This is a genomic window from Arsenicicoccus sp. oral taxon 190 (assembly GCF_001189535.1).
Lineage (GTDB): Bacteria > Actinomycetota > Actinomycetes > Actinomycetales > Dermatophilaceae > Arsenicicoccus.
In genome coordinates this window covers 2922453-2945372 of sequence record NZ_CP012070.1, presented here as the reverse complement: position 1 = coordinate 2945372, position 22920 = coordinate 2922453, and the positions used below count along the sequence as shown (strand labels likewise).

The window sequence follows — 22920 nt, the reverse complement described above, 5'->3', positions numbered from 1 at the left end:
GGGCTGCTGGTCCGGGTCGACCGGATCAGTAGCCCGTCCGGCCGTCGATGGCCTCGCGGAGCAGATCCATGTGGCCGAGGTGACGGGCGTACTCCTCGATGAGGTGCACCAGGATCCACCGCAGGTTGACCTGCTCGCCGCGCCGCAGCCCGCGGACCGGCCCGTCCAGGTCGGACCAGCTCGCCTGAGCAGAGCGCGAGACCTCCAGCTGCGCGACGTACGCGGCCACGTCCCCCTCGGCCGACGCCGCAGTCCCGTCCTCGAAGTCCGCCTCGGGTCGGTCCGGGGTGCAGTAGCGGTCGGGGACGTCGTCGCCAAGGAGCACCACCCCCAGCCAGTACTCCTCGACCTCGGTCAGGTGCCGTATGACGCCCAGCAGGCTCAGGCTCGACGGCGGGACCGAACGTCGGGCCAGCTGCTCGCCGTCGAGGCCGGCCACCTTGTGCAGCACCGTCTCGCGGTAGAGCTCGAGCCAGCTGTCGAGGCTCTCGCGCTCGTCGGCGAGCTTGGGCGGGTCGACGCGCTCGTCCGCGCGCTCGGGGACGACGTGGTGAGTGGGCATGCCAGGAACGCTAGCGGAGCGGCTGGCGGGAGTCGCCGACGTTGTCCGGCCGCCGGGCCCGTCGGGGTCCCCTCGTCTGGCCGGTGCCATGTCCATCCCGTGCCCCGTCCACCCGGCCACTCTGATCGTGCTGTCTGGCCGGTTGCCCCGTCACTCTGGTCGTCCTGTCTCCCTGGCCCTCCTGTCTAGCCGGTCGCCTTGCGGGGTGGGGAGGTGTGCCGGGTGCCGGTCGGGGTGATCACGGTGAGGACGCCGTCCCGGTCGAGATGTCGGGCGAACCCGGGAGCCTCCATCGCGTAGTTGTGCGCCTCGCACATGCCGACCGCGTTGTCGGCACTGGTGACGCCACCCTGGGCGTAGGGATCGATGTGGTCGACGTGTCGGATGGGCGCGTCGCAGTAGGGGACGCGACAGGTCCCGTCGCGCCATACGACCAGGCGGCGGACGATCCCGGTGACGGATCGTCGCCTCGCGTCGATGGCGGCCAGCTCACCGGTCTCGGGGTCGGTGTAGAGCCGACGCAGCCACACGCTGGCCTCCCGGCACCCCTGAGCGGCGGCTCCGTCACCCGGCGTGGCGCCGAGCACCAGCGCACGAGCGAGCGGCGCGGGGATGGGGCCGTAGCCGGGGACGGTCGCGGGGTCGTCCGCCCCGTCGAGCATGGCGCGGTCGGTCATGATGAGCCCCACCTCGACGCTGATCGCCGCGGAGGACCGCCCCGTCACGGGCTCGACCAGGGTGTCCGCCATAACCTGCGAGCGGGTGCGCTCGTCCTCGGGCGGTCGCGGTGCGGCGGCAGCCTTGATCAGGGCCGCGTGCACCGCCACTCCCTCCTTGACGGGGAGCAGGGCGGTGAGGCGCACCATGCAGTCGGGCGCGGGCCTGGTCGTGACGTAGCGGTCCGCGGCGGCCCTCGCAGCAGCTCGCACCGCGGCCTCGGGGTCGAGCGCGTAGGCGATCGCCCGCGCCCGCTTGCCCGCCTGGGCCCACGTCAGAGCGGGCAGCTCGGCGGCGAGGTCCTGGTCGGCCCGCAGCCGGTCCATGCGCCCGAGCGGGGCCAGAGCGATCACCACCTGGGCAGCGGTGGCCTCGTCCATGAGTCCGGCGGCGTGCAGCAGGTCGCAGTGGGGCAGGTCCTCGCGCAGGGTGCGGGCGAGGCCGAGCCGCCGGGACGCGGACCCTGCCGAGGCGCGCGTGGCCAGCCCGACCTCGGCGGCCAGGCCGGCCGGGGTCCGGTCTGCGGGCGTGCCCTGCTCCGCGCGGCGGGTCGTCTCGAGCCCCAGCATGATCCTCAGCTGGGCCGCCCCGGCGGCGTGCCGGATCCGCTCCAGCAGGGCGAGCTGCTCGACGGCATGGGTCGGGTCCTCGCCGCTCTCGACCTGGCGGATGAGGTGCAGGACCCCAGCCAGGCTCTCCGGCTCGACCTCCTGCGGAGGGGCGCCGGCGAGGGCGTCGTGCACCTCAGGTGGTCGCCGGGGCGTGCTGCCGGTCAGCGGCACCACCTCGGCGTAGGCCTCGGGGGTCATGGTCAACTCCTCGTCGAGTCGCGGTCCCGCCACGCGGGGGATGGGCGCCCGAGAGGTAGGAGACGCGCGCCGCAACGCGGGTGAGGAGACGTCTCGAGCTGCTCCACACGCTAGAGGCGACCACTGACATACCTTCTGACCTGCACGGATGCGGTCGTCGGCGCTCAGTCCAGATGCAGTCGTGAGCGCTCAGTCGGGATATCGGCGCGGCGTCCACGCTACGACTTGTGCCTCACCGCCGGGCCGACGGGTGACCATCTGGGTCTGCGACGACCCGACGAGCAGCAGCGTCCGCATGTCGACCTCGTCGGTGGGCAGGTCCGCGAGCCGCATCACCCGCACCCGCTCCTCGGGGCCGCCGACGTCGCGAGCGACCACCACCGGCGTGTCGGGCCTGCGCAGGGACAGGGCCAGCGTCTTGAGCTCGACGACCTGCTGGCGGCGCGACCGGGACGCGGGGTTGTAGATCGCGACGACGAGGTCGGCCTCCAGGGCCGCCCGCACCCGCGCGGAGACGACCGACCACGGCTTGAGCCGGTCGGACAGCGAGATCGTGGCGTAGTCGTGCCCCAGGGGCGCGCCCGCCCGCGCGGCCGCGGCGTGCGCCGCCGTCATCCCTGGGCAGACGCGCACCGGGATGTCCTGGTAGCCAGGCGCGCTCGCGACCTCGAGGACCGCTGTTGCCATGGCGAAGACGCCCGGGTCGCCCGACGAGACCACCGCCACGTGTCGCCCGCGGCGGGCCAGGTCGAGCGCGAAGGCCGCCCGCTCGGACTCCACCTTGTTGTCCGACTCGTGCCGGATCTGCCACGGCCGCACCGGGACCCGCGCGACGTAGGTGACGTAACCCACGAGATCCGTTGCGGCGGCGAGGACTCCGCGGGCCTCCGGGGTCAGCCACTCGGCTCCCGCCGGACCCGTGCCGACCACGGTGACCGACCCGAGCGGTACCTCGGCGCCGACGGCGGGCAGGGGAGCGGGCGTGCGCGGCATACGGCTGGGCAGCAGCACGACGGAGAGGTAGGGGACCTCGGCGGGATCGACGTCGCGCGCGGGCAGGGCGCGTTCGCCGGTCATGGTGGCTCGCTCGACATAGATGGCGTCGTCGAGCCGCCCCGCGCGCTCCAGCGCTTCTCGCACCGCCGCGAAGGTGCGGCCCAGCTTCATGATCACGGCGGTGTCGGTCGAGGAGATCGCGGCGACGAGCTCGTCTGCGGGCAGCGTGCCGGGGACGACCGTCAGCAGCTCGGTGTCCTCGACCAGGGGGGTGCCCGCGACGGCAGCGGCGGCCGTGATCGAGGTGACCCCGGGGATCACGGACGTCTCGTATGCCGCAGCCAGCCGCTGGTGCAGGTGCTGGTAGGAGCTGTAGGTGAGGGGGTCGCCGAGGGACAGCACGGCCACCGTGCGGCCGGCGTCGAGGTGGACGGCGAGGCGGTCTCGGCACTCGTCGTAGAAGACGGACATGAGCCCGTCGTAGTCGGCCACGGACTCGGTGGTGACGGGGTAGACGAGCTGCTCCTCGATGACCCCGTCGCGCAGGTAGGGCTCGGCGATCTGTCGTGCGGTCGACCTGCCGTGCCGGGCGGAGTGGTAGACGACGACGTCGGCGCCCTCGATCGCGCGAACCGCCTTGAGCGTCAGCAGGTCCGGGTCGCCGGGACCGAGACCGACGCCGATGAGCCGGCCGGTCGGCATCACTCGACCTCGGACGCGATGGCGTTGAGCGCCCCGCAGGTGATGGCCGACCCGCCCCGACGGCCGTGCACCACGAGGTAGTCCAGGCCGAGGGTGTTGGCGGCGAGGGCCTCCTTGGACTCGGCCGCCCCGATGAAGCCGACCGGGATGCCGACGACCGCCGCGGGACGAATCTCGGTGTGCTCCAGCATGTCCAGCAGGTGGAAGAGCGCGGTCGGGGCATTGCCGATGGCGACGACGGCGCCGTCGAGGCGGTCGCCCCACAGCTCGAGCGCGGCGGCCGACCGGGTCGTGCCGAGCTCGGCCGCCAGCCCCGGGACGCGCGGGTCGTTGAGCAGGCAGAGCACCTCGTTGTCCGCCGGCAGCCGCTTGCGCGTGACCCCGGACGCCACCATCTGCGCGTCGCAGAGGATCGGCGCCCCGGCCTGCAGCGCGGCTCGTGCGCGCTGGATCACGGTGGGGGAGTAGACGATGTCGTCCACGAGGTCGACCTGGCCGCTGGCGTGGATCATCCGCACCGCGACGTAGGCGACGTCCTCGGGCAGGTGGTCGAGCCGCGCCTCGCGCCGGATGGTCGCGAAGGACTGGCGATAGATCTCGGCGCCGTCCTTGATGTAGTCGTGCGTCACGCAATGCTCCCAGCGGTCGTCAGCAGGGCGATGGCCTGGCCGGAGGAGACTCTCTCACGGCTCGGGCCCTGCTGCGGCGCGTGGGAGCCGTCGTGCAGGAACATCTCGAACTCGTCGGTGTCGGTCGCCACGAGCGCGTGGTGGTCGGTCGCGGGGTGGCCGCACTGCCGGGCGCAGCCGGACCACATCACGGGCAGGCCGGTCCAGGGCTGGGTCCCCAGCGAGTCGACGAGGTCTCGGGCGCGGCCCTGCACGTCCGCGTGCGATCGGGCGCACAACGGCAGGCCCGTGCAGGCGTGGACGTCCAGCCACGGGTCGGCCGGGTCCGTGGCCCACCCGGTCTCGGCGAGCCTCGCCCGCAGGGCATCGGCCTGGTCAGCGGGCACAGCTCGTATGACGATCGCGTGCCACGGCGTGACCCGCAGCTGACCGTCACCCTGCTCCGCCACGTCGCAGGCGGCTCGCCAACCGGCGCTGCTGACCGCGGCCATCGGCGCCTTGGCCAGCACGGCGACCCGCCCGTCACCGTCGGGCACCGCTCCGGCCAGCCGGGGTTGCTCGGTCGCGCGACGCACCGCGTGGTCGCCGTGCTGCAGGGACTCCCCGACCCGGTCGTGCAGGTCGTCGCGGGCAGCGGTGGACAGGTCGTCGATGTTCCAGACGTCCTCCCCGTGCTCGGCCCGCACGGCGAGCCAGACGCGGCAGACGGCGGCGAGGGCCGCGGCTGCGGCGGCAGGGTCGGCGAGTGGGGCCACGGCATACGTCTCGTCGTCCCGCCCGGACCCCAGGGCGAGGACCAGCCGGTCGTGGTGCACCTGGGCGGTCAGGTCGAGCGGCAGGGAGGCGACGTCGCCGGAGCCGTCGTCGAGGCCGATCAGGAACCTGCCCGCCAGGCCCGTGAGCTCCGGCGTCGCGCAGATGGCCTGGTCCAGGGCGCGGGCGACCGGTATGACATCGGCCCGCCCGTCGACCCCGGTCAGCGGGCTGACGACCACGTTGCGGGTGCGCTCGTGGGTCCGGGAGGGAAGCAGGCCGGCGGCCTCGACCCGCTCCGGGAACTGCGCCGCCTCGGACTCGTCGAGGCCACGCAGCTGCACGTTGGCCCGGGTGGTGAAGAGCACGTGGCCGTCACCCAGCTCGTCGGCGAGCTCACCCAGGAGCCGAGCCTGGGCGACCGTCATGGGGGAGCCGGCGAGGCGGACCCGCGCGATCTTGCCGTCCGAGGCCTCGAACATGCGCAGGGCGCCGGGGCACTTGTCGGGCACGGCGTGGCGCTCGAGGACGGGCGGGACGGCAGAACCACTGGTCACCATGGTCGCCAAGCCTAGTGAGGCCGTGACGACCCGCCGCGGGCGGGGTCGTAGCGCTTGGCTGGGCCACCGCCAGGGCGGCACGGCTTGGTGCTCGGGTGGCGGCATACGGGCTGCTAGGCTCCCGACGAGCCGGGGTGACCGCCCTGGCGCATACCGCTGACGGCATCAGCGGAGGAAGCCGGTGAGACTCCGGCGCGGTCCCGCCACTGTGAGCGAGCCGGGCGCAGCCCGAGCGCGTGAGCCAGGAACTCCCGCCGTCGACGCCACCCACGGGCGAGGACACCCGGGATAGGACCTGCATGCTGACACTGCTGTCCACGTCGGACACCGACCTGCGCAGCGCACGAGCGGCCGACGGCCCCGTGACCTGGCGCTACGCCAACCCCAACCGCGTCTCGATGGGCGAGCTCGACGAGCTGCTGGACGGCACCGACCTGGTCGTCGTGCGTCTCCTTGGCGGGCGCCGTGCGTGGGAGGAGGGGCTGGACCACCTGCTGGCCGGCTCCCGACCCGTGGTCGTGCTGACGGGGGAGCAGGCGCCCGACGCCGAGCTCATGTCGGCCTCCACGGTCCCGGCCGGGGTCGCGGCGCAGGCCCACGCCTACCTCGCGCACGGCGGGGCCACCAACCTGGCCGAGCTGGGGTCGTTCCTGTCCGACACGGTGCTGCTGACCGGTCACGGCTTCGCGCAGCCGCAGGCCGCGCCGTCGTGGGGACCGCTCGACGACACCGTCGCGCTCGAGGCTCCTGAGGGGGACGACCGCCCTTGCGTGGCCGTCCTCTACTACCGCGCGCACCAGATGAGCGGCAACACCGCCTTCGTGCGCGACCTCGCCGACGCGCTCGAGGCCGCCGGGTCTCGGGCCCTGCCGCTCTACGTCGCCTCGCTGCGCACCCCCGAGCCCGAGCTCATGGCGACCCTCGCCCAGGCCGATGCCGTCATCACGACCGTGCTGGCCGCCGGCGGCACCACCCCGGCGGCGGCGCAGGCCGGCGGCGACGACGACGCCTGGGACGCGGGCGCTCTCGCTGACCTCGACGTCCCCGTCATCCAGGCGCTGTCGCTGACCTCCTCGCGGGCCGAGTGGCTGGCCAACGACGACGGCACCACCCCGCTGGACGCCGCCACCCAGGTCGCGGTGCCTGAGTTCGACGGGCGCCTGATCTCGGTGCCGTTCTCCTTCAAGGAGATCGACGAGGACGGCCTGCCCGTCTACGTCACCGACCCCGAGCGCTGCCGTCGCGCCGCGGGGATCGCGCACGCCCACGCCCGGCTGCGCCACGTCCCGCCCGCCGAGCGTCGCATCGCGGTCGTGCTGTCCGCCTACCCGACCAAGCACGCCCGCATCGGCAACGCCGTCGGTCTCGACACCCCCGCGTCCACCCTGGACCTGCTGCGCGCCCTGCACGACCACGGCTACGACATCGGGCCGCTCACGGGCGAGGACGCCCTGCCGGGCCTGGAGTCCGGCAACGGTGACGACCTGATCAAGGCGATCATCGCCCGCGGCGGCTACGACCAGGCCTGGCTGACCGAGGACGAGCTGGCGGCAAACCCGTTGCGGGTCAAGGCGTCCGACTACGTGCGGTGGTTCGCGGACCTGCACGAGGACTTCCGCGACGAGATCACCCAGGGCTGGGGCGAGGCCCCTGGCGAGATGTACCTCGACACCTCCCGCGCCGGGCGCGGTGAGCAGGGAGACCTGGTCTACGCGGGCCTGCAGGCCGGCAACGTCGTCGTGCTGGTCCAGCCGCCGCGCGGCTTCGGGGAGAACCCGATCGCGATCTACCACGACCCCGACCTCGCGCCCTCGCACCACTACGTCGCGGCCTACCGCTGGCTGGAGGCCGAGCAGGCCGACGGCGGCTTCGGCGCCCATGCGATCGTGCACGTCGGCAAGCACGGCAACCTCGAGTGGCTCCCCGGCAAGGGCGCCGCGCTGGCCGGGGACTGCGCCCCCGACGCGGTGCTCGGCAACCTGCCCTTCATCTACCCCTTCCTCGTCAACGACCCCGGCGAGGGCACCCAGGCCAAGCGGCGCGCGCACGCGACGCTCGTCGATCACCTGGTCCCGCCCATGACGAGGGCCGACTCGTATGGCGACATCGCCCGCCTCGAGCAACTCCTCGACGAGTACGCCACCGTCTCGGCCATGGACCCGGCCAAGGCACCTGCTGTCCGCCAGCAGATCTGGACGCTCATCCAGGCCGCTCGCCTCGATCACGACCTCGGCCTGACCGACCGGCCGGAGCTCGACGACGCCGACGCCTTCGACGAGTTCGTGCTGCACGTCGACGGCTGGCTGTGCGAGATCAAGGACGTTCAGATCCGCGGCGGCCTGCACATCCTCGGCCAGGAGCCGACCGGCGAGGCTCGCGTCTCGCTGGTCCTGGCGATGCTGCAGGCCACCCAGATCTGGGGCGGCGACCGGGCCCTGCCGGGGCTGCGCACCGCGCTCGGCCTGGATGAGTCCGCCAAGAAGCGCGGCGAGACCGACGCCGTCGAAGCCCTCGCGCGCGCCCTCGTGGAGGCCATGGAGGAGCGTGCCTGGGACGGCGGAGCCATCGACGAGGTGGTGACCACGGTCCTGGACGGCCCCGACGCCGAGCCCCGCGCGGAGAGCTCACGCCGCCACGCGGAGGGCGCCGCCATACGCGCCGTGCTGCAGTTTGCCGTGGACGAGGTCGTGCCGCGCCTCGCGGGCACCGGCGGCGAGATCGACGCGGTGCTGCACGCCCTGGACGGCGGGTTCATCCCGAGCGGGCCGTCCGGGTCGCCGCTGCGCGGCCTGGTCAACGTGCTGCCGACCGGGCGCAACTTCTACTCCGTCGACCCGCGCGCCATCCCCAGCCGGCTCGCCTACGAGACCGGGGTGAGCCTCGCCGAGTCGCTGGTGCACCGCTACCGCGACGACAAGGGGGAGTGGCCCGACTCGGTGGGCCTGTCCCTGTGGGGCACCTCCGCGATGCGCACCGCCGGTGATGACATCGGAGAAGCCCTGGCGCTCATGGGGATCCGCCCGATCTGGGACGACGCCTCGCGCCGCATCACCAGCCTTGAGCCGATCCCGCTGGAGGAGCTCGGGCGCCCGCGGGTGGACGTGACGCTGCGGATCTCCGGCTTCTTCCGCGACGCCTTCCCGCACGCGGTGGGGCTGCTCGACGACGCGGTCCAGCTCGCCGCCTCGCTCGACGAGCCCGCCGCGGACAACTTCGTGCGCGCCCACGTGCAGGCTGACCTGGCGCAGGGGACGGAGCAGCGCAAGGCGACGACGCGCATCTTCGGCTCGCGCCCCGGCACGTATGGCGCGGGGCTGCTGCAGCTCATCGATTCCCGCGACTGGCGCACCGACGCTGACCTGGCGGAGGTCTACGAGGTGTGGGGCGGCTATGCCTACGGCCGCGACCTCGAGGGCGTGCCGGCGCGCGACGAGATGCGCTCGGCCTACCGCCGGATCCGCGTGGCCGCCAAGAACGTCGACACCCGCGAGCACGACATCGCCGACAGCGACGACTACTTCCAGTTCCACGGCGGGATGGTCGCGCACGTGCGCTCGATCACCGGGGAGAGCCCCGAGGCCTATATCGGCGACTCCACCCGCCCGGAGCACGTCGCCACCCGCACCCTCGTGGAGGAGACGTCCCGCGTCTTTCGCGCCCGCGTCGTCAACCCCAAGTGGATGTCGGCGATGCGCCAGCACGGCTACAAGGGCGCCTTCGAGATGGCCGCGACCGTCGACTACCTCTTCGGCTACGACGCCACCACCGGAGTCGTCGCGGACTGGATGTACGACCGGCTCACCCAGGAGTACGTCCTCGACGAGACCAACCGCGAGTTCCTCGCCGAGGCCAACCCCTGGGCGCTGCACGGGATGGCCGAGCGGCTGCTGGAGGCCGTCGAGCGCGGCATGTGGGCCGAGCCGGACCCGGAGACGCTCGCCGAGCTGCGCGCCGCCTATCTCGACGCCGAGGGCGACCTCGAGGGGGCTGACGAGTGATGAGCAGCCTTGTGACACAGACCTTCCCGTTCTCCGCGGTCGTGGGGATGGACGACATGGGGCTCGCCCTGTGCCTGTCCGCGGTGTCCCCGGCCATCGGCGGCGTGCTCGTGCGCGGCGAGAAGGGCACCGCGAAGTCCACCATGGTGCGCGCCCTCGCGTCCGTGCTGCCCCCGGTGAGCGTCGTTGCCGGGGACCGGTTCTCGTGCGACCCGACGGCACCGGACCCTGACTGCCCGGACGCGGCCAGCCATGCCGCAGGAGGTGCTCAGACGCGGCCGGTGCGGCTGGTCGAGCTGCCCGTGGGGGCCTCGGAGGACCGGGTCGTCGGCTCGCTGCACCTGGACCGGCTCCTGACGTCGGGGCGGGTGGAGTTCGACCCGGGCCTGCTCGCGCAGGCGCACCGGGGCGTGCTCTACGTCGACGAGGTCAACCTGCTGCCCGACCACCTGGTCGACACGCTGCTGGACTCCGCGGCGATGGGGCGCGCCCGCATCGAGCGCGAAGGCGTCTCCGTCACGCACGCCGCGCGGTTCGTCCTCGTCGGGACGATGAACCCCGAGGAGGGCGAGCTGCGCCCGCAGCTGCTCGACCGCTTCGGTCTCGCCGTCGACGTCACCGCGTCGCGCGACCCGCGGGTGCGGGTCGAGGTGGTCCGGCGCCGGATGGCCTTCGAGGACAACCCTGCTCGCTTCCGCGAGACGTATGCCGCCGCGGAGACGTCGCTCGCCTCCCGCATCTCCGCGGCCCAGGACCGACTGAGCGCGGTGGTGCTCGGCGACGAGGCCATCGAGCGGATCGCCGCCATCTGCGCGGCCTTCGACGTGGACGGGATGCGCGGCGACCTGGTGACCGCCCGCACGGCCGTCGCCCACGCCGCCTGGTCCGGCCGAGAGGCGGTGTCGGACGAGGACATCCGCGTGGCGGCCCGGCTGGCGCTGCCGCACCGCAAGCGGCGCAACCCCTTCGACGACGGCGCCGACCACGACCTCGAGGACATCCTGGACGAGACCGTGCCGGAGCAGCCCGAGCCGCCGGAGGCCCCGGATCCGACCGACCCAGAGGGCGGCCCGTCCGGCGACGACCCGGGCGACGGACCCCGTGACGGTGGACCCGACGATGGCGGGTCCCATGACGAGGGCCCCCCGCAGGAGGCGCCCGCCGACCAGCACCCAGCGCCGGGTGCCGCCGAGGAGGCTCCCGCGGGGGCCGGGCCCGCGACCGCGCGACCGGGCGGCACGACGGGGGAGCGGGCCGGATCGGCATACCAGGCACGGCTGCTCACCCTGCCCACCGCGGGCACCGGTGTGGCGGGACGACGTTCGACGGCCGACACCGCGACCGGGCGGCACGTGCGCGCCGTCGCCCCCGACGACCCACGAGGGCAAGGGATCTCGCTCACGGGCACCGTCCTGAGCGCCGCCTCGCGGGTGGTGGCGGGACGGGTCGCCGGTGACCCGCTGGGTCTGCACCCCGGCGACCTGCGTCGCAGCGTGCGTCGCGGCAAGGAGGGCAACCTCGTCGTCTTCGTCGTCGACACGTCCGGCTCGATGGGCGCGCGACAGCGGATCCGCGAGGTCAAGACGGCCTGCGTGTCGCTGCTGCTCGACGCCTACCAGCGCCGGGACAAGGTGGCCGTGCTGACCTTCGCGGGGAAGCGGGCCGACCTGGTGCTGCCCCCCACGACCAGCGTCGAGCTCGCCGAGCGGCTCCTCGCCCAGGTCCCGACCGGTGGCCGCACGCCGCTGGCTGAGGGGCTCACCGCCGCCTACGAGCTCGTCCGCCGCGAGCGGGCCAAGGACTCGCACCGCCGCGCGCTGCTCGTCGTGCTGACCGACGGCCGGGCGAGCTCCGGTGGGCGGCAGGCGATCCCGCGCGCCCACCGGGTCGCCGACGGGATCGCCCACGCCGGGATCGCCGCCGTCGTCGTGGACTGCGAGGAGTCCCGCGCTGGGTTCCGCCTCGGCCTGGCCCGTGACCTCGCCCAGCACCTGGGCGCGGAGCACCTCGACCTCCGACAGCTCGCGGCGGAGCAGCTGTCGGGCGCCATACGGCAGCGAACCCGCGCCGGCAGCACCGAGACTCGCAACCCGAGGAGTGTGGCCTGATGCCCCAGGGAGTCCCCACCACCGTCCCCAAGGACGGCCTCACCACCCGCCAGCGCCGCAACCGTCCGCTGGTCGTCGTGCACACGGGCGAGATGAAGGGCAAGTCCACGGCGGCTTTTGGCCTCGCGCTGCGCGGCTGGAACCAGGGCTGGCGCATCGGTGTCTTCCAGTTCGTCAAGAGCGCGAAGTGGAAGGTCGGCGAGGAGAACGCCCTCAAGGCGCTCGGCCGCCTCCACGAGCAGACCGGCGAGGGCGGCCCCGTCGAGTGGCACAAGATGGGCGAGGGGTGGAGCTGGACCCGCAAGGCCGGCTCGGACGAGGACCACGCCCAGGCCGCGCTCGACGGCTGGCGCGAGATCCAGCGCCGCATCGCGGCGGAGACCCACGACGTCTACGTCCTCGACGAGTTCACCTACCCCATGAAGTGGGGCTGGGTCGACGTCGACGAGGTCGTCGCCACGCTGCGCGACCGTCCCGGCCACCAGCACATCATCATCACGGGTCGCGACGCCGACCCCCGGCTCGTCGAGGCCGCCGACCTGGTCACCGAGATGACCAAGGTCAAGCACCCCATGGACGCCGGGCAGAAGGGCCAGCGAGGCATCGAGTGGTGAGCGGCTCCACGCGGCTGCCCCGCATCGTCATCGCCGCCCCCGGGTCGGGCAGCGGCAAGACGATGCTGACCACCGGCATACTCGCGGCGCTCACCCGGCGCGGCGTCACGGTGTCGCCGCACAAGGTGGGGCCGGACTACATCGACCCCGGCTACCACGCGGCCGCGTGCGGGCGGGTCGGCCGCAACCTCGACGCCCACCTGCAGGGGGTCGACCGGATCGTGCCGCTGCTGCTGCGCGGGGCGCTGACCCCCGAGCCGGCCGACGTGGCCGTGATCGAGGGCGTGATGGGGCTCTTCGACGGGCAGCTGGGTGGGCGCGGCTTCGCCTCGACGGCCCATGTCGCACAGCTGACCTCGTCGCCGGTCGTGCTCGTCGTGGACGGCGCCCACACCTCGCGCTCGGTGGGCGCGACGGTCCTCGGCTTCTCCCGCTACGACCCCGGCGTGCGGATCGCGGGCGTGATCCTCAACAACATCGCCTCCCCACGCCACGAGGCGGAGGCGCGAGACGGCATCGAGGAGACCGGGATCCCCGTCATCGGGTGCGTGCCGCGGGTGCCCGAGGTGGTCGTGCCGTCGCGGCACCTCGGTCTCGTCCCCGCCGCCGAGCGCTCCCCGGAGGCCGACGCCGCCGTGGATGCTCTCGCCGACATGGTCAGCGCCCACGTCGACCTGGAGGCGCTGCTCGAGATCGCCCGCACGGCACCGGATCTGGCGGCCATGCCGTGGGACCCCAGCGTGGAGGTCGGCTCGCTGGCGGCCCCGGCGGGCTCCCGAGGGCGGGTCGCCGTGGCGGGTGGCCGGGCTTTCACCTTCGCGTATGCCGAGACCACCGAGCTGCTGGCCGCCGCGGGGCTCGCGGTGGAGGTCGTCGATCCCCTCGTGGACCGCGAGCTGCCCTCCGGCGTGGCCGGGCTCGTGGTCGGTGGCGGATTCCCCGAGGTGCATGCCGTCGAGCTGGCCGCCAACCGGTCCCTGCTGCAGTCGATCCGGTCGCTGGCGGCGGCCGGGGCACCGGTCTCCGCGGAGTGCGCCGGGCTGCTCTATCTCGGGCAGACCCTCGACGGGCACGCGATGGCCGGGGTGCTGCCGACTCACGCGGAGTTCGGACGCCGGCTCACGCTGGGCTACCGCTCGGCGGTGGCGCTGACCGACTCGGTGCTCGCCCCCGCCGGGACCCGGGTGACCGGGCACGAGTTCCACCGCACCCAGGTCGTGTCGGCCGACGGGGAGGCGCAGCCCGCCTGGGCCTGGGCCGACCGCGACGGCGGCTCCCGCGTCGAGGGCGTCGTCCAGGGCAACGTCCACGCGAGCTACCTGCACGTGCACTGGGCCGGGCAGCCAGGTCTGGCGCGGCGGTTCGTCGAGGCACTGGCGTCGTGAGCCAGCCGCAGCCCGCAGGGCGGCCCACCGAGCAGCCCGCCGACATCGGGCGGTCCAGGCGCGTCGACGCCCGCCACCACGTCGTCGACGCCCGCCACCACGTCGTCGGCGCCCGCCACCACGGCGACGTCGACGCGCGGGGAGCCCGCAGCGACTTCGCCGTCAACGTCGCCGTGGACACGCCTCCGGCCTTCGTGGCCGAGGCGATCGCCGCCGAGATCCCTCGGCTGGCGTCCTATCCCGACCCGGCGCCGGCCACCGAGGCCCTCGCGGCCGAGCTCGGCGTGCCCACCGGGTGCGTGCTGCTCACCAACGGCTCGGCCGAGGCCTTCACGCTCGTGGCGCTGCTGCGCCGGTGGGTCGAACCGGTCGTCGTGGAGCCGCAGTTCACCGAGCCTGCGCAGGCGCTGGTCGGCACGGGCCAGCACCCGGCCCGCTGGACCCTCGACGACGCCAGCGGGTGGGCGCTCGACGCCCCGGCTCTCGCGACGGCCCACCCCGGGGCGGACCTCGTCGTCGTCGGCAACCCCACCAACCCCACCTCGCGGCTCCACCCGCGCGACGCCCTGCTCCACCTCGTCGACCCCGCGGTGTCGCCCGACGAGCGGGTGCTGCTCGTGGACGAGGCCTTCCTCGACGTCTCGACGGACCCGGGGCAGAGCCTCGTCGCCGACGCCGCGAGCCGGGGCGGGGCGCCGCACGCCGGCGCGGACATCCTCGTCACCGGCAGTCTCACCAAGACCTACGGCCTGGCGGGCCTGCGCGCCGGCTACGTCGTCGGCTCGCCGCGCACCATCGCGCAGCTGGGCGAGCTGCAGCCTCACTGGTCGGTCAACGCCCTCGCCCTGGCCGCCGTGCTCGCGGTGTGCACCGACGAGGGCCGGGCCTTCCGCGCGGAGCAGCGACAACGGCTGCGAGCCAACGCCGCTCACCTCGCCGCGACGCTGCGCGACCTCGGCCTCGCGGTCCCGGTGGAGCCAGACGGGCCCTTCGTCCTCGCCCGCCACCCCCGCGCCGCCGCCCTGCGAGAGGGCTTGCGCGCCAAGGGCATCGCGGTCCGCCGGGGCGACACCTTCCGGGGGCTGGACGACGCCTGGCTGCGGTTCGCCGCGCGAGACGCCGGCCCCGTGTCCGAGCTGGCGGACGGCATACGATCCGTCCTGGAGGAGCTGCCATGAGCGCCAACGCCTTTCCTGCCGCAGACAAGCAGGCGGTGTATGACGTGATCCGCGAGCGGCGCGACATCCGCTCGACGTTCACCATGGACCCGATCGACGACGCGACCCTGATCCGGGTCCTCGGCGCGGCGCACCTGGCGCCGAGCGTGGGCTTCAGCCAGCCGTGGGACTTCGTGCTCGTCCGCGACGAGGCACGCCGCCGACGGATCCAGCGCCTCGCGCAGCGGCAGCGGGACGACTTCGCGGCGAGCCTGCCCAGCGACCGGCAGCGGATGTTCGACGGGCTCAAGATCGAGGCGATCTGCTCCACGCCGCTCAACGTCGTCATCACCTGCGACCCGACCCGCGGCGGGCCGCACACCATCGGCCGCCACGCCGACCCCAGGATGACGAGCTTCTCCACGGCCACCGCCGTCCAGAACCTCTGGCTCGCCGCCCGCGCCGAGGGACTCGGCGTCGGCTGGGTCAGCTTCTTCGACCCGCACGAGCTGGCCCGCGAGCTGGAGCTGCCTGAGCACCTCGAGGTCGTGGCCTACCTGTGCGTCGGGCACGTCAGCGCGTTCCCGCCCGCACCCGAGCTGCAGACGACGGGCTGGGCCCGCCGCCGCCCCCTGTCGTGGGCCGTCCACGACGAGACCTGGTCCAGCCGCACCCTGCCCGGAGGAGTCACCGTGTCCCTGCTCGACGAGACCGTCGCCGCCATCACCCCCGCCGACCCCGCCGTCCTGGCGCGGGCCCAGGAACGCCAGGCCCAGCTCACCAAGCCCGCCGGCGCGATGGGGCTGCTCGAGTCCACGGGCGAGCGCGTCGCCGCCGCGGTCGGCGAGTGGCCCCCGCCGATGCCGTCCCCGGTGGCCATCGCCGTCTTCGCCGGGGACCACGGGGTGCACGCGCAGGGCGTGTCGCCGTGGCCGCAGGAGGTCTCGGTGCAGATGGCCGCCAACATCGCCGCCGGCGGCGCGGTCGTCAACGCCGCCGCCCGGCAGGTGGGCGCCGAGGTGGACGTCGTCGACGTCGGGCTGGCGGCCGACCTGCCGCCCATGCCAGGACTGCTTGTGCGCAAGGTCGCTCGCGGCACCGCCGACGCGACCCGCGGCCCCGCCATCACCCCCGAGCAGTGCCAGCAGGCCATCGAGGTCGGCATCGACGTGGCCCGCGACCTCGTGGCGCAGGGCAACAGGTTGCTCGTCGCCGGCGAGGTCGGCATCGGCAACACGACGCCCGCCGCCGCCCTCGTGTCCGTCTTCACCGGCCGCACCCCCGACGAGGTCACGGGCACCGGAGCCGGGCTCGACGAGCCCGGGCGCGCCGCCAAGGCCGCCGTCGTCGCCCGCGCCATCGAGGTCAACCGGGCGAGCGCGGACGACCCGCTGCACGCCCTCGCCGCGGTCGGCGGCCTCGAGCACGCCGCCATGGTGGGCTTCCTGCTCGCCGCCGCCGCCCAGCGCACCCCCGTCGTGCTCGACGGCGTCATCTCCTGCTCCGCGGCGCTCGTGGCGCAGGCGCTGGCCCCCCAGGTCACCGACTACCTCGTCGCCGGGCACGCCGGCGTCGAGCCCGGCATCCTCGCGGCGCTGTCGACCCTGGGCCTCGAGGCGCTCGTCGACCTCGACCTGCGCCTCGGCGAGGGCTCCGGCGCCGCCCTCGCGGTGCCGCTCGTCCAGATGGCGGTGCGGATGCTGCGGGAGGTCGCGACCTTCGAGTCCGCCGCGGTCAGCGGCAAGGACGAGACGCCGGCGCGGGTCACCGAGGTCGAGGCATGACCCCGGCCGGCTGGCAGCTCGACGGCGTCCCCGTCCTCGTCGTCGGCGGCAGCGCCCACGCCCTCGGGGAGGTGGTGCGGCTGCGCGAGCAGGGCGCCCACGTCACCGTCGTCGCCGACGAGCTCGCTCCCGCGCTCGACGACCTCGTCGACCGCGGCCTCGTGCAGCGGGGCGCCGACGTCACCGAGCCCGAGCTCGTGGCCGAGTCCCGGCTCGTCGTCGACGCCCGCACCCCCGACGAGCGCGCCGGCGGCCCCGACGTGCGGCGGCTGGCGCGGGAGGCGGGCGTGCCGGCATACGGGGTGAGCGGGCAGGACGCGGCGAGCCCGGGGGAGAGCGGCGGGTCCGTGGTCCTCGTCGGGGGCGGCCCGGGTCACCCCGGTCTGCTCACCCGGGACGGGTATGCCGAGCTCCTCGCCGCCGACGTCGTGGTCACCGACCGGTTGGCGCCGGTGAGCCTGCTCGCGGACCTGCCCGGGGACGTCGAGGTGATCGACGTGTCCAAGATCCCGCGCGGCCGGTTCACCCCGCAGCAGGAGATCAACGCGATCCTCGTGCGCGAGGCCCGGGCCGGGCGCCGCGTGGTGCGCCTCAAGGGCGGCGACTCGTTCGTCTTCGGGCGCGGCTTCGAGGAGGTCGAGGCGTGCCGCGAGGCCGGCGTGCCCGTCACCGTCGTGCCCGGCGTGACCTCGGCCGTCTCGGTGCCCGAGCTGGCGGGCATCCCCGTCACCCACCGCGGCGTGGTGCAGGGATTCACCGTCGTGAGCGGTCACGCCGCCCCGGACGACCCCCGCTCCACCGTCGACTGGGCGGCCCTCGCGCGGGTCGGCACGACGATCGTGGTGCTCATGGGCGTCGAGACGCTGCCCGCCATCGCCCGCACCCTGCTCGACGCCGGCCGCGCCCCCGAGACCCCGGTCGCGTGCGTCATGGACGGTGGCCTCCCGTCGATGCGGGTCGCGCGCTCGACCCTCGGGCGGCTCGTCGACGACGGCCTGCCCGACGGGATGAAGCCGCCCGCGGTCACCGTGATCGGCGAGGTCGCGGCCCTCGGCTGAACCACCCGGCCGCCGGGCTAGGGTGAGGGCATGAGCGACGTCGCCTACACCTGGTCCTATGTCGACGAGACCGGCCGCGCGGTCGAGACCGGCACCCCCAGCCCGAGGTTCCCGTCGCAGGGGGAGGCCGAGGCGTGGTTCGCCGAGGAGTGGGAGCAGGTGCGGGCCGCCGGCGTCGACGCCGTGGTGCTGCGGCACGGCGACGAGGTCGTCTACGGCCCGATGTCGCTGCAGGCGATGGGGGAGTGACGGTGACCGACCTGCTCCCGGCCGACCTCGCCCGCCAGCTCGCCCACCTCGTCGGCACCGCCCAGCACGAGTGGCGCGCCCCCGGCGTCAGCGCCGGCATCGTCCGTGACGGCAGGCTGGTCTGGTCCACGCACGTGGGCAGCGCCCGCCTCGAGCCCGCCCGCACCGCCGACGACGACACGCAGTTCCTCATCGGGTCGGTCACCAAGACCTTCAGCGCCCTGGCGCTGATGGTGCTGCGCGACCGCGGCGAGCTCACCCTCAACGACCGGCTCGCCGACTTCCTGCCCGACACCCCCTTCGGCGCGCTGTCGCTGCGGCAGATGCTCTCCCACTCCTCCGGGCTGCAGCGGGAGCCGGCCGGCCGGCTCTGGGAGACCTTCGAGGCGCCCGACCGCGACGCCCTGCTGGCCGACCTCGCACAGGCCGAGCGGGTCCTGCCGCGGCACAAGGCCTTCCACTACTCCAACCTCGCCTACGCCCTGATCGGGCAGGTCCTCGAGCAGGTCACGGAGCAGCCCTGGGAGGACGCGGTCCGCGCCCTGGTCCTCGACCCGCTCGGCATGACCCGCACCGGCCTGACGCCCGACGAGCAGGGCCGCGCCCACGGCTACCAGGTCCACCCGTGGTCCCGCGCCGCCACCGCCGAGCCGGTCATCGACCTGCGCGCGACCGCGCCGCTTGGCGGCCTGTGGTCGACCGTGGCCGACCTCGGGCGCTACGCGGCGTTCTGCTCCGACCCGGACCGCTTCGACCTGCTGTCGGCCGAGACGCTCGACGAGATGTGCTCCCCGGTGATCATGGCCGACCCCGAGGACTGGACCACCGGTCACGGGATCGGCTTCGGGCTCTTCCGCCGCGGCGAGCGCGTGTATGCCGGGCACGGCGGCGCGATGCCGGGCTTCCTGACGGGGCTGCGGTTCCGCCGTCGCGACCGGGTGGGGGCGGTGGTCTTCGCCAACGCCACCGCTGGACCGTCCCCGCTGACGCTCGCCACCGACCTGCTGTGCGCCGTGCTGGACCACGCCCCGACCACCCCGCCCGTATGGCGCCCGTCGGCCGCCTCCGCCGAGCGCGACGAGCTGCTCGGTCGCTGGTGGAGCGAGGGCTCGCCGCTGGACTTCGAGGTCCGGGGCGACGCGCTCTGGTCGACGATGCCGGGCAGCCGGGGTGCGCTGGACGACACGCGCTACGAGCAGGTCGACCGCGACCTCTACCGCGCGGTCGAGGGCCGGGAGCGGGGCGAGCGCCTCGAGCTGGTCCGCGACGAGGACGGCCGCCTGGTCAAGATGTACTTCGCGACCTACGCCGTGACGCGCGAGCCGCTGGCCTTCGCCGAGCTGGACGGAGAGGGCTGACCGCTGGGGCTGACCGCTGGGGCGGGTCAGCGGACCGGCGGTCGCCCCTCGGCGCGGCGACCCACCAGGTGCATCAGCGAGCCCAGGCGCCGATAGGGCTCGGTGCGGCCGAGCCGCTCCTCCATCGCCAGGATCGCGTCCAGCTCGGCGGGGTCGTCCGGCACCGGCGCGTCGTTGGGCACCCGGTCGATGAAGGTGCGCACGCCGTACCAGTACTCCAGCGCGCAGCGGATCCCGCCCAGGTAGGCGCCGAGGCGCTCGAGGGAGTCGGCGCGGCAGTCGACGCCGAGCTCGTTGGTGTACCTGGCGTCCCGGCGCTCCCAGCGCGCCCGGTCCGTCTCGTCCAGCAGGGCGTGGGCGTGGTCGAGGTCGCCGCGCTGCACGTGACGCCACGCCATGGCCGCGTCGTTGCGGGTGACCACGGAGACGATGCCGTCGACCGCCACGCGGCGGCCGAGGGCGCGCAGCGGCGGGTTGGGGTCGGGGAGGTACATCAGCACGCCGTGGCACAGCACGACCTCGAAGAGGAGCCCCGCGAGGGCCGGGAGGTCGTCGAGGGTCTCCACCGACCCGTCGAGCAGCGTCACCCGGGCGCGCACGTCGGCCGGCTCGCGGTCGAGGGCCTCGACGAAGCTGGTGCGCATCGTGGGGTCCGGCTCCACCGCCACCACGTCGAACCCGGCCCGGGCCAGGTGCAGCGCCTGGGTGCCCTGCCCGGCCCCGACGTCGAGCACCGAGGCCGGCGGCAGCGGCAGGTGCACCTCGAGCTGGCGGCGGACGATCTCCTGGCGGACGACGTTGCGCAGCAGCCCCTGGCGCTCCAGCCAGGTGCCGCGGCCCCCCGTGAACCCGCCGCCGGAGCTCATGTCGGGAACGCGCCCCGCTTCACCCGGGGGCGGGGCACCCGGGTCGGGCGCAGCTGGAAGGCCCGCATCCCCGAGTAGAACCCGGCGCGAGCCGGCCACTCCTCGTCCGGGTGGGCGGCCTTGAAGCGGGCCCTCATCCGGTAGTGGACGATCGTCTGCTCGACCAGACCGAGGATGATCACCCCGTAGGTGAGGAAGAGCACCGCGGTGACCAGGTTGGGGTTGCGGAACTGGGAGGTCAGCAACGACAGCACCATCGCGACGATCAGCGCGGGCATCGTGAACTCGGCGATGTTCCACCGCGCGTCGATGAAGTCGCGCATGTAGCGGCGGGCGGCGCCACGGTCGCGTGGGAGCAGGGCCCACTCCTCGCCGGCCATCATCGCCTGCTGCTGCTTGGCACGCTGCTCGCGGGAGGTCTCGCGGTCGCGCTTGGCCGCAGCCTTGCGGTCGGTCTCGATGAGCGGGCGGCGACGGGCCGCCTCCACCTCCCGACGGCGCGGGGTGGGGCGGTTCTTGGCGCCGGGGCGGTCGACCCGGGCCTCCTCGGCCAGCTGCTGGTTGGTGGTCTCGTGCCGCGTCGCGCCACCGGTCCTGTTGCGTCCAAACACGAGGGTCAGCCTAGCCGTCCCGTATGACGAACCCCTGCCAGGCTCGCCTCCGCGGGACCGGGGGATGCCGTGCCGACGGGTAGGCTCGCGGGGTCACCCCGCCGCGAAGGAGACCCCGCATGACCGTCCGCCCCGTCGTCATCCATGGCGAGCCCGTGCTGCACCGGCGAGCAGACCTCGTGACGGACTTCGACGAGGACCTGCGCGCCCTGGTGGCGGACATGTTCGAGACCATGGACGCGGCCAACGGCGTCGGCCTTGCGGCCCCCCAGATCGGGGTGGGTCTGCGGATCTTCACCTACCAGATGGACAACCGGGACGGCGTCCCCGCCCGGGGCGTGGTGATCAACCCGGTGGTGACGACCTCCGGCCGCCCGTCCGGCGACCCGGACCCGCACGACGACGTCGAGGGCTGCCTGTCGGTGCCCGGCGAGGGCTTCCCGCTGCTGCGACCGCTGCGGGCGCACGTCGTGGGCCAGGACCTGGACGGTGTGCGTCTGGAGCTCGACGCGACCGACTGGTTCGCGCGGTGCATGCAGCACGAGTACGACCACCTCAACGGCACCCTCTACGTCGACCGCCTCGAGGGGCGGTGGGCCCGCAAGGCCAAGAAGACGCTCAAGCGCCACGGCTGGGGTGTGCCCGGCCTGACCTGGATGCCCGGCGTGGACCGCGACCCCTTCGGCCACGACGAGCACGTCGAGCACCAGCACGCGCACCAGGACGGCAGCGGCTCCGCCGGGGACGCCCCCGCCGCGTCGCGAGGCTGAGCCCGCCCACGATGAGGGTCCTGCTCGCACCCAGCGCGTTCCGCGGCACCCTGACCGCGGCCCAGGCCGCGGAGGCCCTGGCCGAGGGCTGGCGTGCGGGGGCGCCGCACGACCACGTGACGGAGCTGCCGCTGAGCGACGGCGGCGAGGGTTTCGTCGGCGTGCTGAGCGGGCTCCGCGGCGCCGAGGTGCTCGTCACGACGGTCGCCGGTCCCGCCGGCGCCCCGGTCCCCGCCGAGCTGCTGCTCGCGCCGGGACCGGGCGGGCTCACCGCCTACGTCGAGGCGGCGCAGGCCTGCGGCCCGGCCCTCGTCCCGCCCGGCGGGCGTGACGTCCTCACCGCCTCGTCCTACGGCGTCGGGGAGCTCGTCCGCGAGGCCGTGGCCGCGGGCGCGCGCCGGGTCGTGGTGGGGGTGCGCGACCTGCTCACCAACGACGGCGGCCTCGGGATGTGGCTCGCGCTGGCCGGTCGGCCGGCGCCGACCAGCATCGACCATGCTGTCGCTGAGGTTGAGGTCGAGGGTTGTGCCTGGCTGCAGGACCTGCGTCGATCTCTGGTCGAGGTCGAGCTGGTGCTTGCGACGCCCGAGGAGCTGCCGCTGCTGGGGTTGCAGGGCGCGTCGGCCCAGCAGGCCGGTGACCGCGGGGCGGGGCCCGCGCAGGCGCAGGAGCTCGAGGCCCTGCTGGGCCGTCTCGTCGACGTCGTGACGCGGACGGCGCCCCCGCCCGTCGACCTGCTGACCGGGAGGCCGCGCCGTCTCGACAAGGTGCCCGGGTCCGGGGCCGGGGGAGGCGTGGGTTACGGCCTCCTGGCGCTCGGCGCCCGCGCGGAGCCGGCCGGCGCCCTGGTCGCCGGAGTCCTCGGGCTGGACGAGGCCGTCGCCGGTCACGACCTCGTCGTCACGGGCGAGGGACGCCTGGACTGGGCCAGCCTCCGGGGCCGCGTCGTGGCCACCGTGGGGGAGGCCGCGCTGCGGCACGCCCGCCCGGCCATCGTCGTCCCCGGCTCCAGCGAGGTCGGCAGGCGCGAGACCGCCGCCATCGGCATCAGTGGCATCTACCCGGTCGCCGACCGCCTGACGGCGGTGCCGCGCGCCACGGCCGACCCCGCCGGCACCCTCGCGGCCCGCACCGCCCGCGTGGCGCACACCTGGTCCCCGGCGCCCTGACCTGTCCCGGGTCGCGGTCAATTCCCGGGAACATCGGCGGATGTGCGAAGGTTGACCTTCGTAGC

General features: G+C 74.4%; 18 protein-coding genes and 1 riboswitch. Of the genes, 11 read left to right on the top strand and 7 right to left on the bottom strand.

What is annotated here, in order from left to right; all coding sequences use genetic code 11:
* Window positions 1–25 precede the first annotated feature (25 nt).
* The 5 genes from ADJ73_RS13705 to ADJ73_RS13685 all read right to left on the bottom strand — a co-directional run bounded on the left by ADJ73_RS13705 (window position 26) and on the right by ADJ73_RS13685 (window position 5725).
* A complete protein-coding gene (locus tag ADJ73_RS13705; protein ID WP_050348732.1) occupies window positions 26–562 on the bottom strand; it encodes a DinB family protein in 537 nt (178 codons plus the stop codon).
* A gap of 185 nt (window positions 563–747) precedes the next feature.
* Window positions 748–2088, bottom strand: a complete 1341-nt coding sequence (locus tag ADJ73_RS13700; protein WP_050348731.1) for an HNH endonuclease — start codon at window positions 2086–2088, stop codon at window positions 748–750.
* Between the two features lie 189 nt (window positions 2089–2277).
* Window positions 2278–3786 (bottom strand): precorrin-3B C(17)-methyltransferase, encoded by a 1509-nt coding sequence (gene cobJ, locus ADJ73_RS13695; protein WP_050348730.1) that lies wholly within the window; start codon window positions 3784–3786, stop codon window positions 2278–2280.
* Entirely contained in the window at window positions 3786–4415 is a 630-nt protein-coding gene (locus ADJ73_RS13690) for a precorrin-8X methylmutase (protein ID WP_050348729.1), read from the bottom strand. Before ADJ73_RS13690 ends, cobJ begins: the two co-directional genes overlap by 1 nt.
* Window positions 4412–5725 (bottom strand): nitrite/sulfite reductase, encoded by a 1314-nt coding sequence (locus ADJ73_RS13685; RefSeq protein WP_216593638.1) that lies wholly within the window; start codon window positions 5723–5725, stop codon window positions 4412–4414. Before ADJ73_RS13685 ends, ADJ73_RS13690 begins: the two co-directional genes overlap by 4 nt.
* A gap of 174 nt (window positions 5726–5899) precedes the next feature.
* Window positions 5900–5979: riboswitch (cobalamin riboswitch) on the top strand.
* Window positions 5980–6027: 48 nt separating this feature from the next.
* On the opposite strand from ADJ73_RS13685, the gene cobN reads away from it, so the two are divergent.
* The 9 genes from cobN to ADJ73_RS13640 are packed head-to-tail and all read left to right on the top strand — an operon-like array spanning window position 6028 to window position 19439.
* On the top strand, window positions 6028–9726 hold the full coding sequence (cobN, locus tag ADJ73_RS13680) for a cobaltochelatase subunit CobN (protein WP_050348727.1): 3699 nt from the start codon (window positions 6028–6030) through the stop codon (window positions 9724–9726).
* An 11-nt stretch (window positions 9727–9737) separates the two neighbouring features.
* On the top strand, window positions 9738–11834 hold the full coding sequence (locus ADJ73_RS13675; RefSeq protein WP_253272587.1) for a magnesium chelatase subunit D family protein: 2097 nt from the start codon (window positions 9738–9740) through the stop codon (window positions 11832–11834).
* On the top strand, window positions 11834–12448 hold the full coding sequence (cobO, locus tag ADJ73_RS13670) for a cob(I)yrinic acid a,c-diamide adenosyltransferase (RefSeq protein ID WP_050348725.1): 615 nt from the start codon (window positions 11834–11836) through the stop codon (window positions 12446–12448). The genes ADJ73_RS13675 and cobO overlap by 1 nt, the downstream gene beginning before the upstream one ends.
* Window positions 12445–13833 carry a cobyrinate a,c-diamide synthase gene (locus ADJ73_RS13665; protein ID WP_156188240.1) on the top strand — a complete coding sequence of 463 codons (1389 nt, stop codon included), beginning with the start codon at window positions 12445–12447 and terminating at the stop codon, window positions 13831–13833. The genes cobO and ADJ73_RS13665 overlap by 4 nt, the downstream gene beginning before the upstream one ends.
* Entirely contained in the window at window positions 13830–15011 is a 1182-nt protein-coding gene (locus tag ADJ73_RS13660; protein WP_050348723.1) for an aminotransferase class I/II-fold pyridoxal phosphate-dependent enzyme, read from the top strand. Before ADJ73_RS13665 ends, ADJ73_RS13660 begins: the two co-directional genes overlap by 4 nt.
* The gene (gene cobT, locus ADJ73_RS13655; protein ID WP_050348722.1) at window positions 15008–16774 is read left to right on the top strand and encodes a nicotinate-nucleotide--dimethylbenzimidazole phosphoribosyltransferase; all 1767 of its coding nucleotides are present in this window, start codon (window positions 15008–15010) and stop codon (window positions 16772–16774) included. The genes ADJ73_RS13660 and cobT overlap by 4 nt, the downstream gene beginning before the upstream one ends.
* Entirely contained in the window at window positions 16771–17832 is a 1062-nt protein-coding gene (cobA, locus tag ADJ73_RS13650; RefSeq protein ID WP_050348721.1) for a uroporphyrinogen-III C-methyltransferase, read from the top strand. The genes cobT and cobA overlap by 4 nt, the downstream gene beginning before the upstream one ends.
* Before the next feature lie 30 nt (window positions 17833–17862).
* Window positions 17863–18081 carry a hypothetical protein gene (locus ADJ73_RS13645; RefSeq protein WP_050348720.1) on the top strand — a complete coding sequence of 73 codons (219 nt, stop codon included), beginning with the start codon at window positions 17863–17865 and terminating at the stop codon, window positions 18079–18081.
* A 2-nt stretch (window positions 18082–18083) separates the two neighbouring features.
* Window positions 18084–19439 carry a serine hydrolase domain-containing protein gene (locus ADJ73_RS13640; protein WP_253272586.1) on the top strand — a complete coding sequence of 452 codons (1356 nt, stop codon included), beginning with the start codon at window positions 18084–18086 and terminating at the stop codon, window positions 19437–19439.
* Window positions 19440–19465: 26 nt separating this feature from the next.
* Here ADJ73_RS13640 and ADJ73_RS13635 read toward each other — a convergent pair whose 3' ends face one another.
* Together ADJ73_RS13635 and ADJ73_RS13630 are read right to left on the bottom strand one after the other, a co-directional pair.
* A complete protein-coding gene (locus ADJ73_RS13635) occupies window positions 19466–20305 on the bottom strand; it encodes a methyltransferase domain-containing protein (RefSeq protein ID WP_050348718.1) in 840 nt (279 codons plus the stop codon).
* Complete coding sequence (locus tag ADJ73_RS13630; protein ID WP_082177008.1) at window positions 20302–20916, bottom strand: DUF3043 domain-containing protein; 615 nt, start codon at window positions 20914–20916, stop codon at window positions 20302–20304. The genes ADJ73_RS13635 and ADJ73_RS13630 overlap by 4 nt, the downstream gene beginning before the upstream one ends.
* Before the next feature lie 119 nt (window positions 20917–21035).
* On the opposite strand from ADJ73_RS13630, the gene def reads away from it, so the two are divergent.
* Window positions 21036–21686 carry a peptide deformylase gene (def, locus tag ADJ73_RS13625; protein ID WP_050348717.1) on the top strand — a complete coding sequence of 217 codons (651 nt, stop codon included), beginning with the start codon at window positions 21036–21038 and terminating at the stop codon, window positions 21684–21686.
* An 11-nt stretch (window positions 21687–21697) separates the two neighbouring features.
* Complete coding sequence (locus tag ADJ73_RS13620) at window positions 21698–22855, top strand: glycerate kinase (protein ID WP_050348716.1); 1158 nt, start codon at window positions 21698–21700, stop codon at window positions 22853–22855.
* Window positions 22856–22920 lie beyond the last annotated feature (65 nt).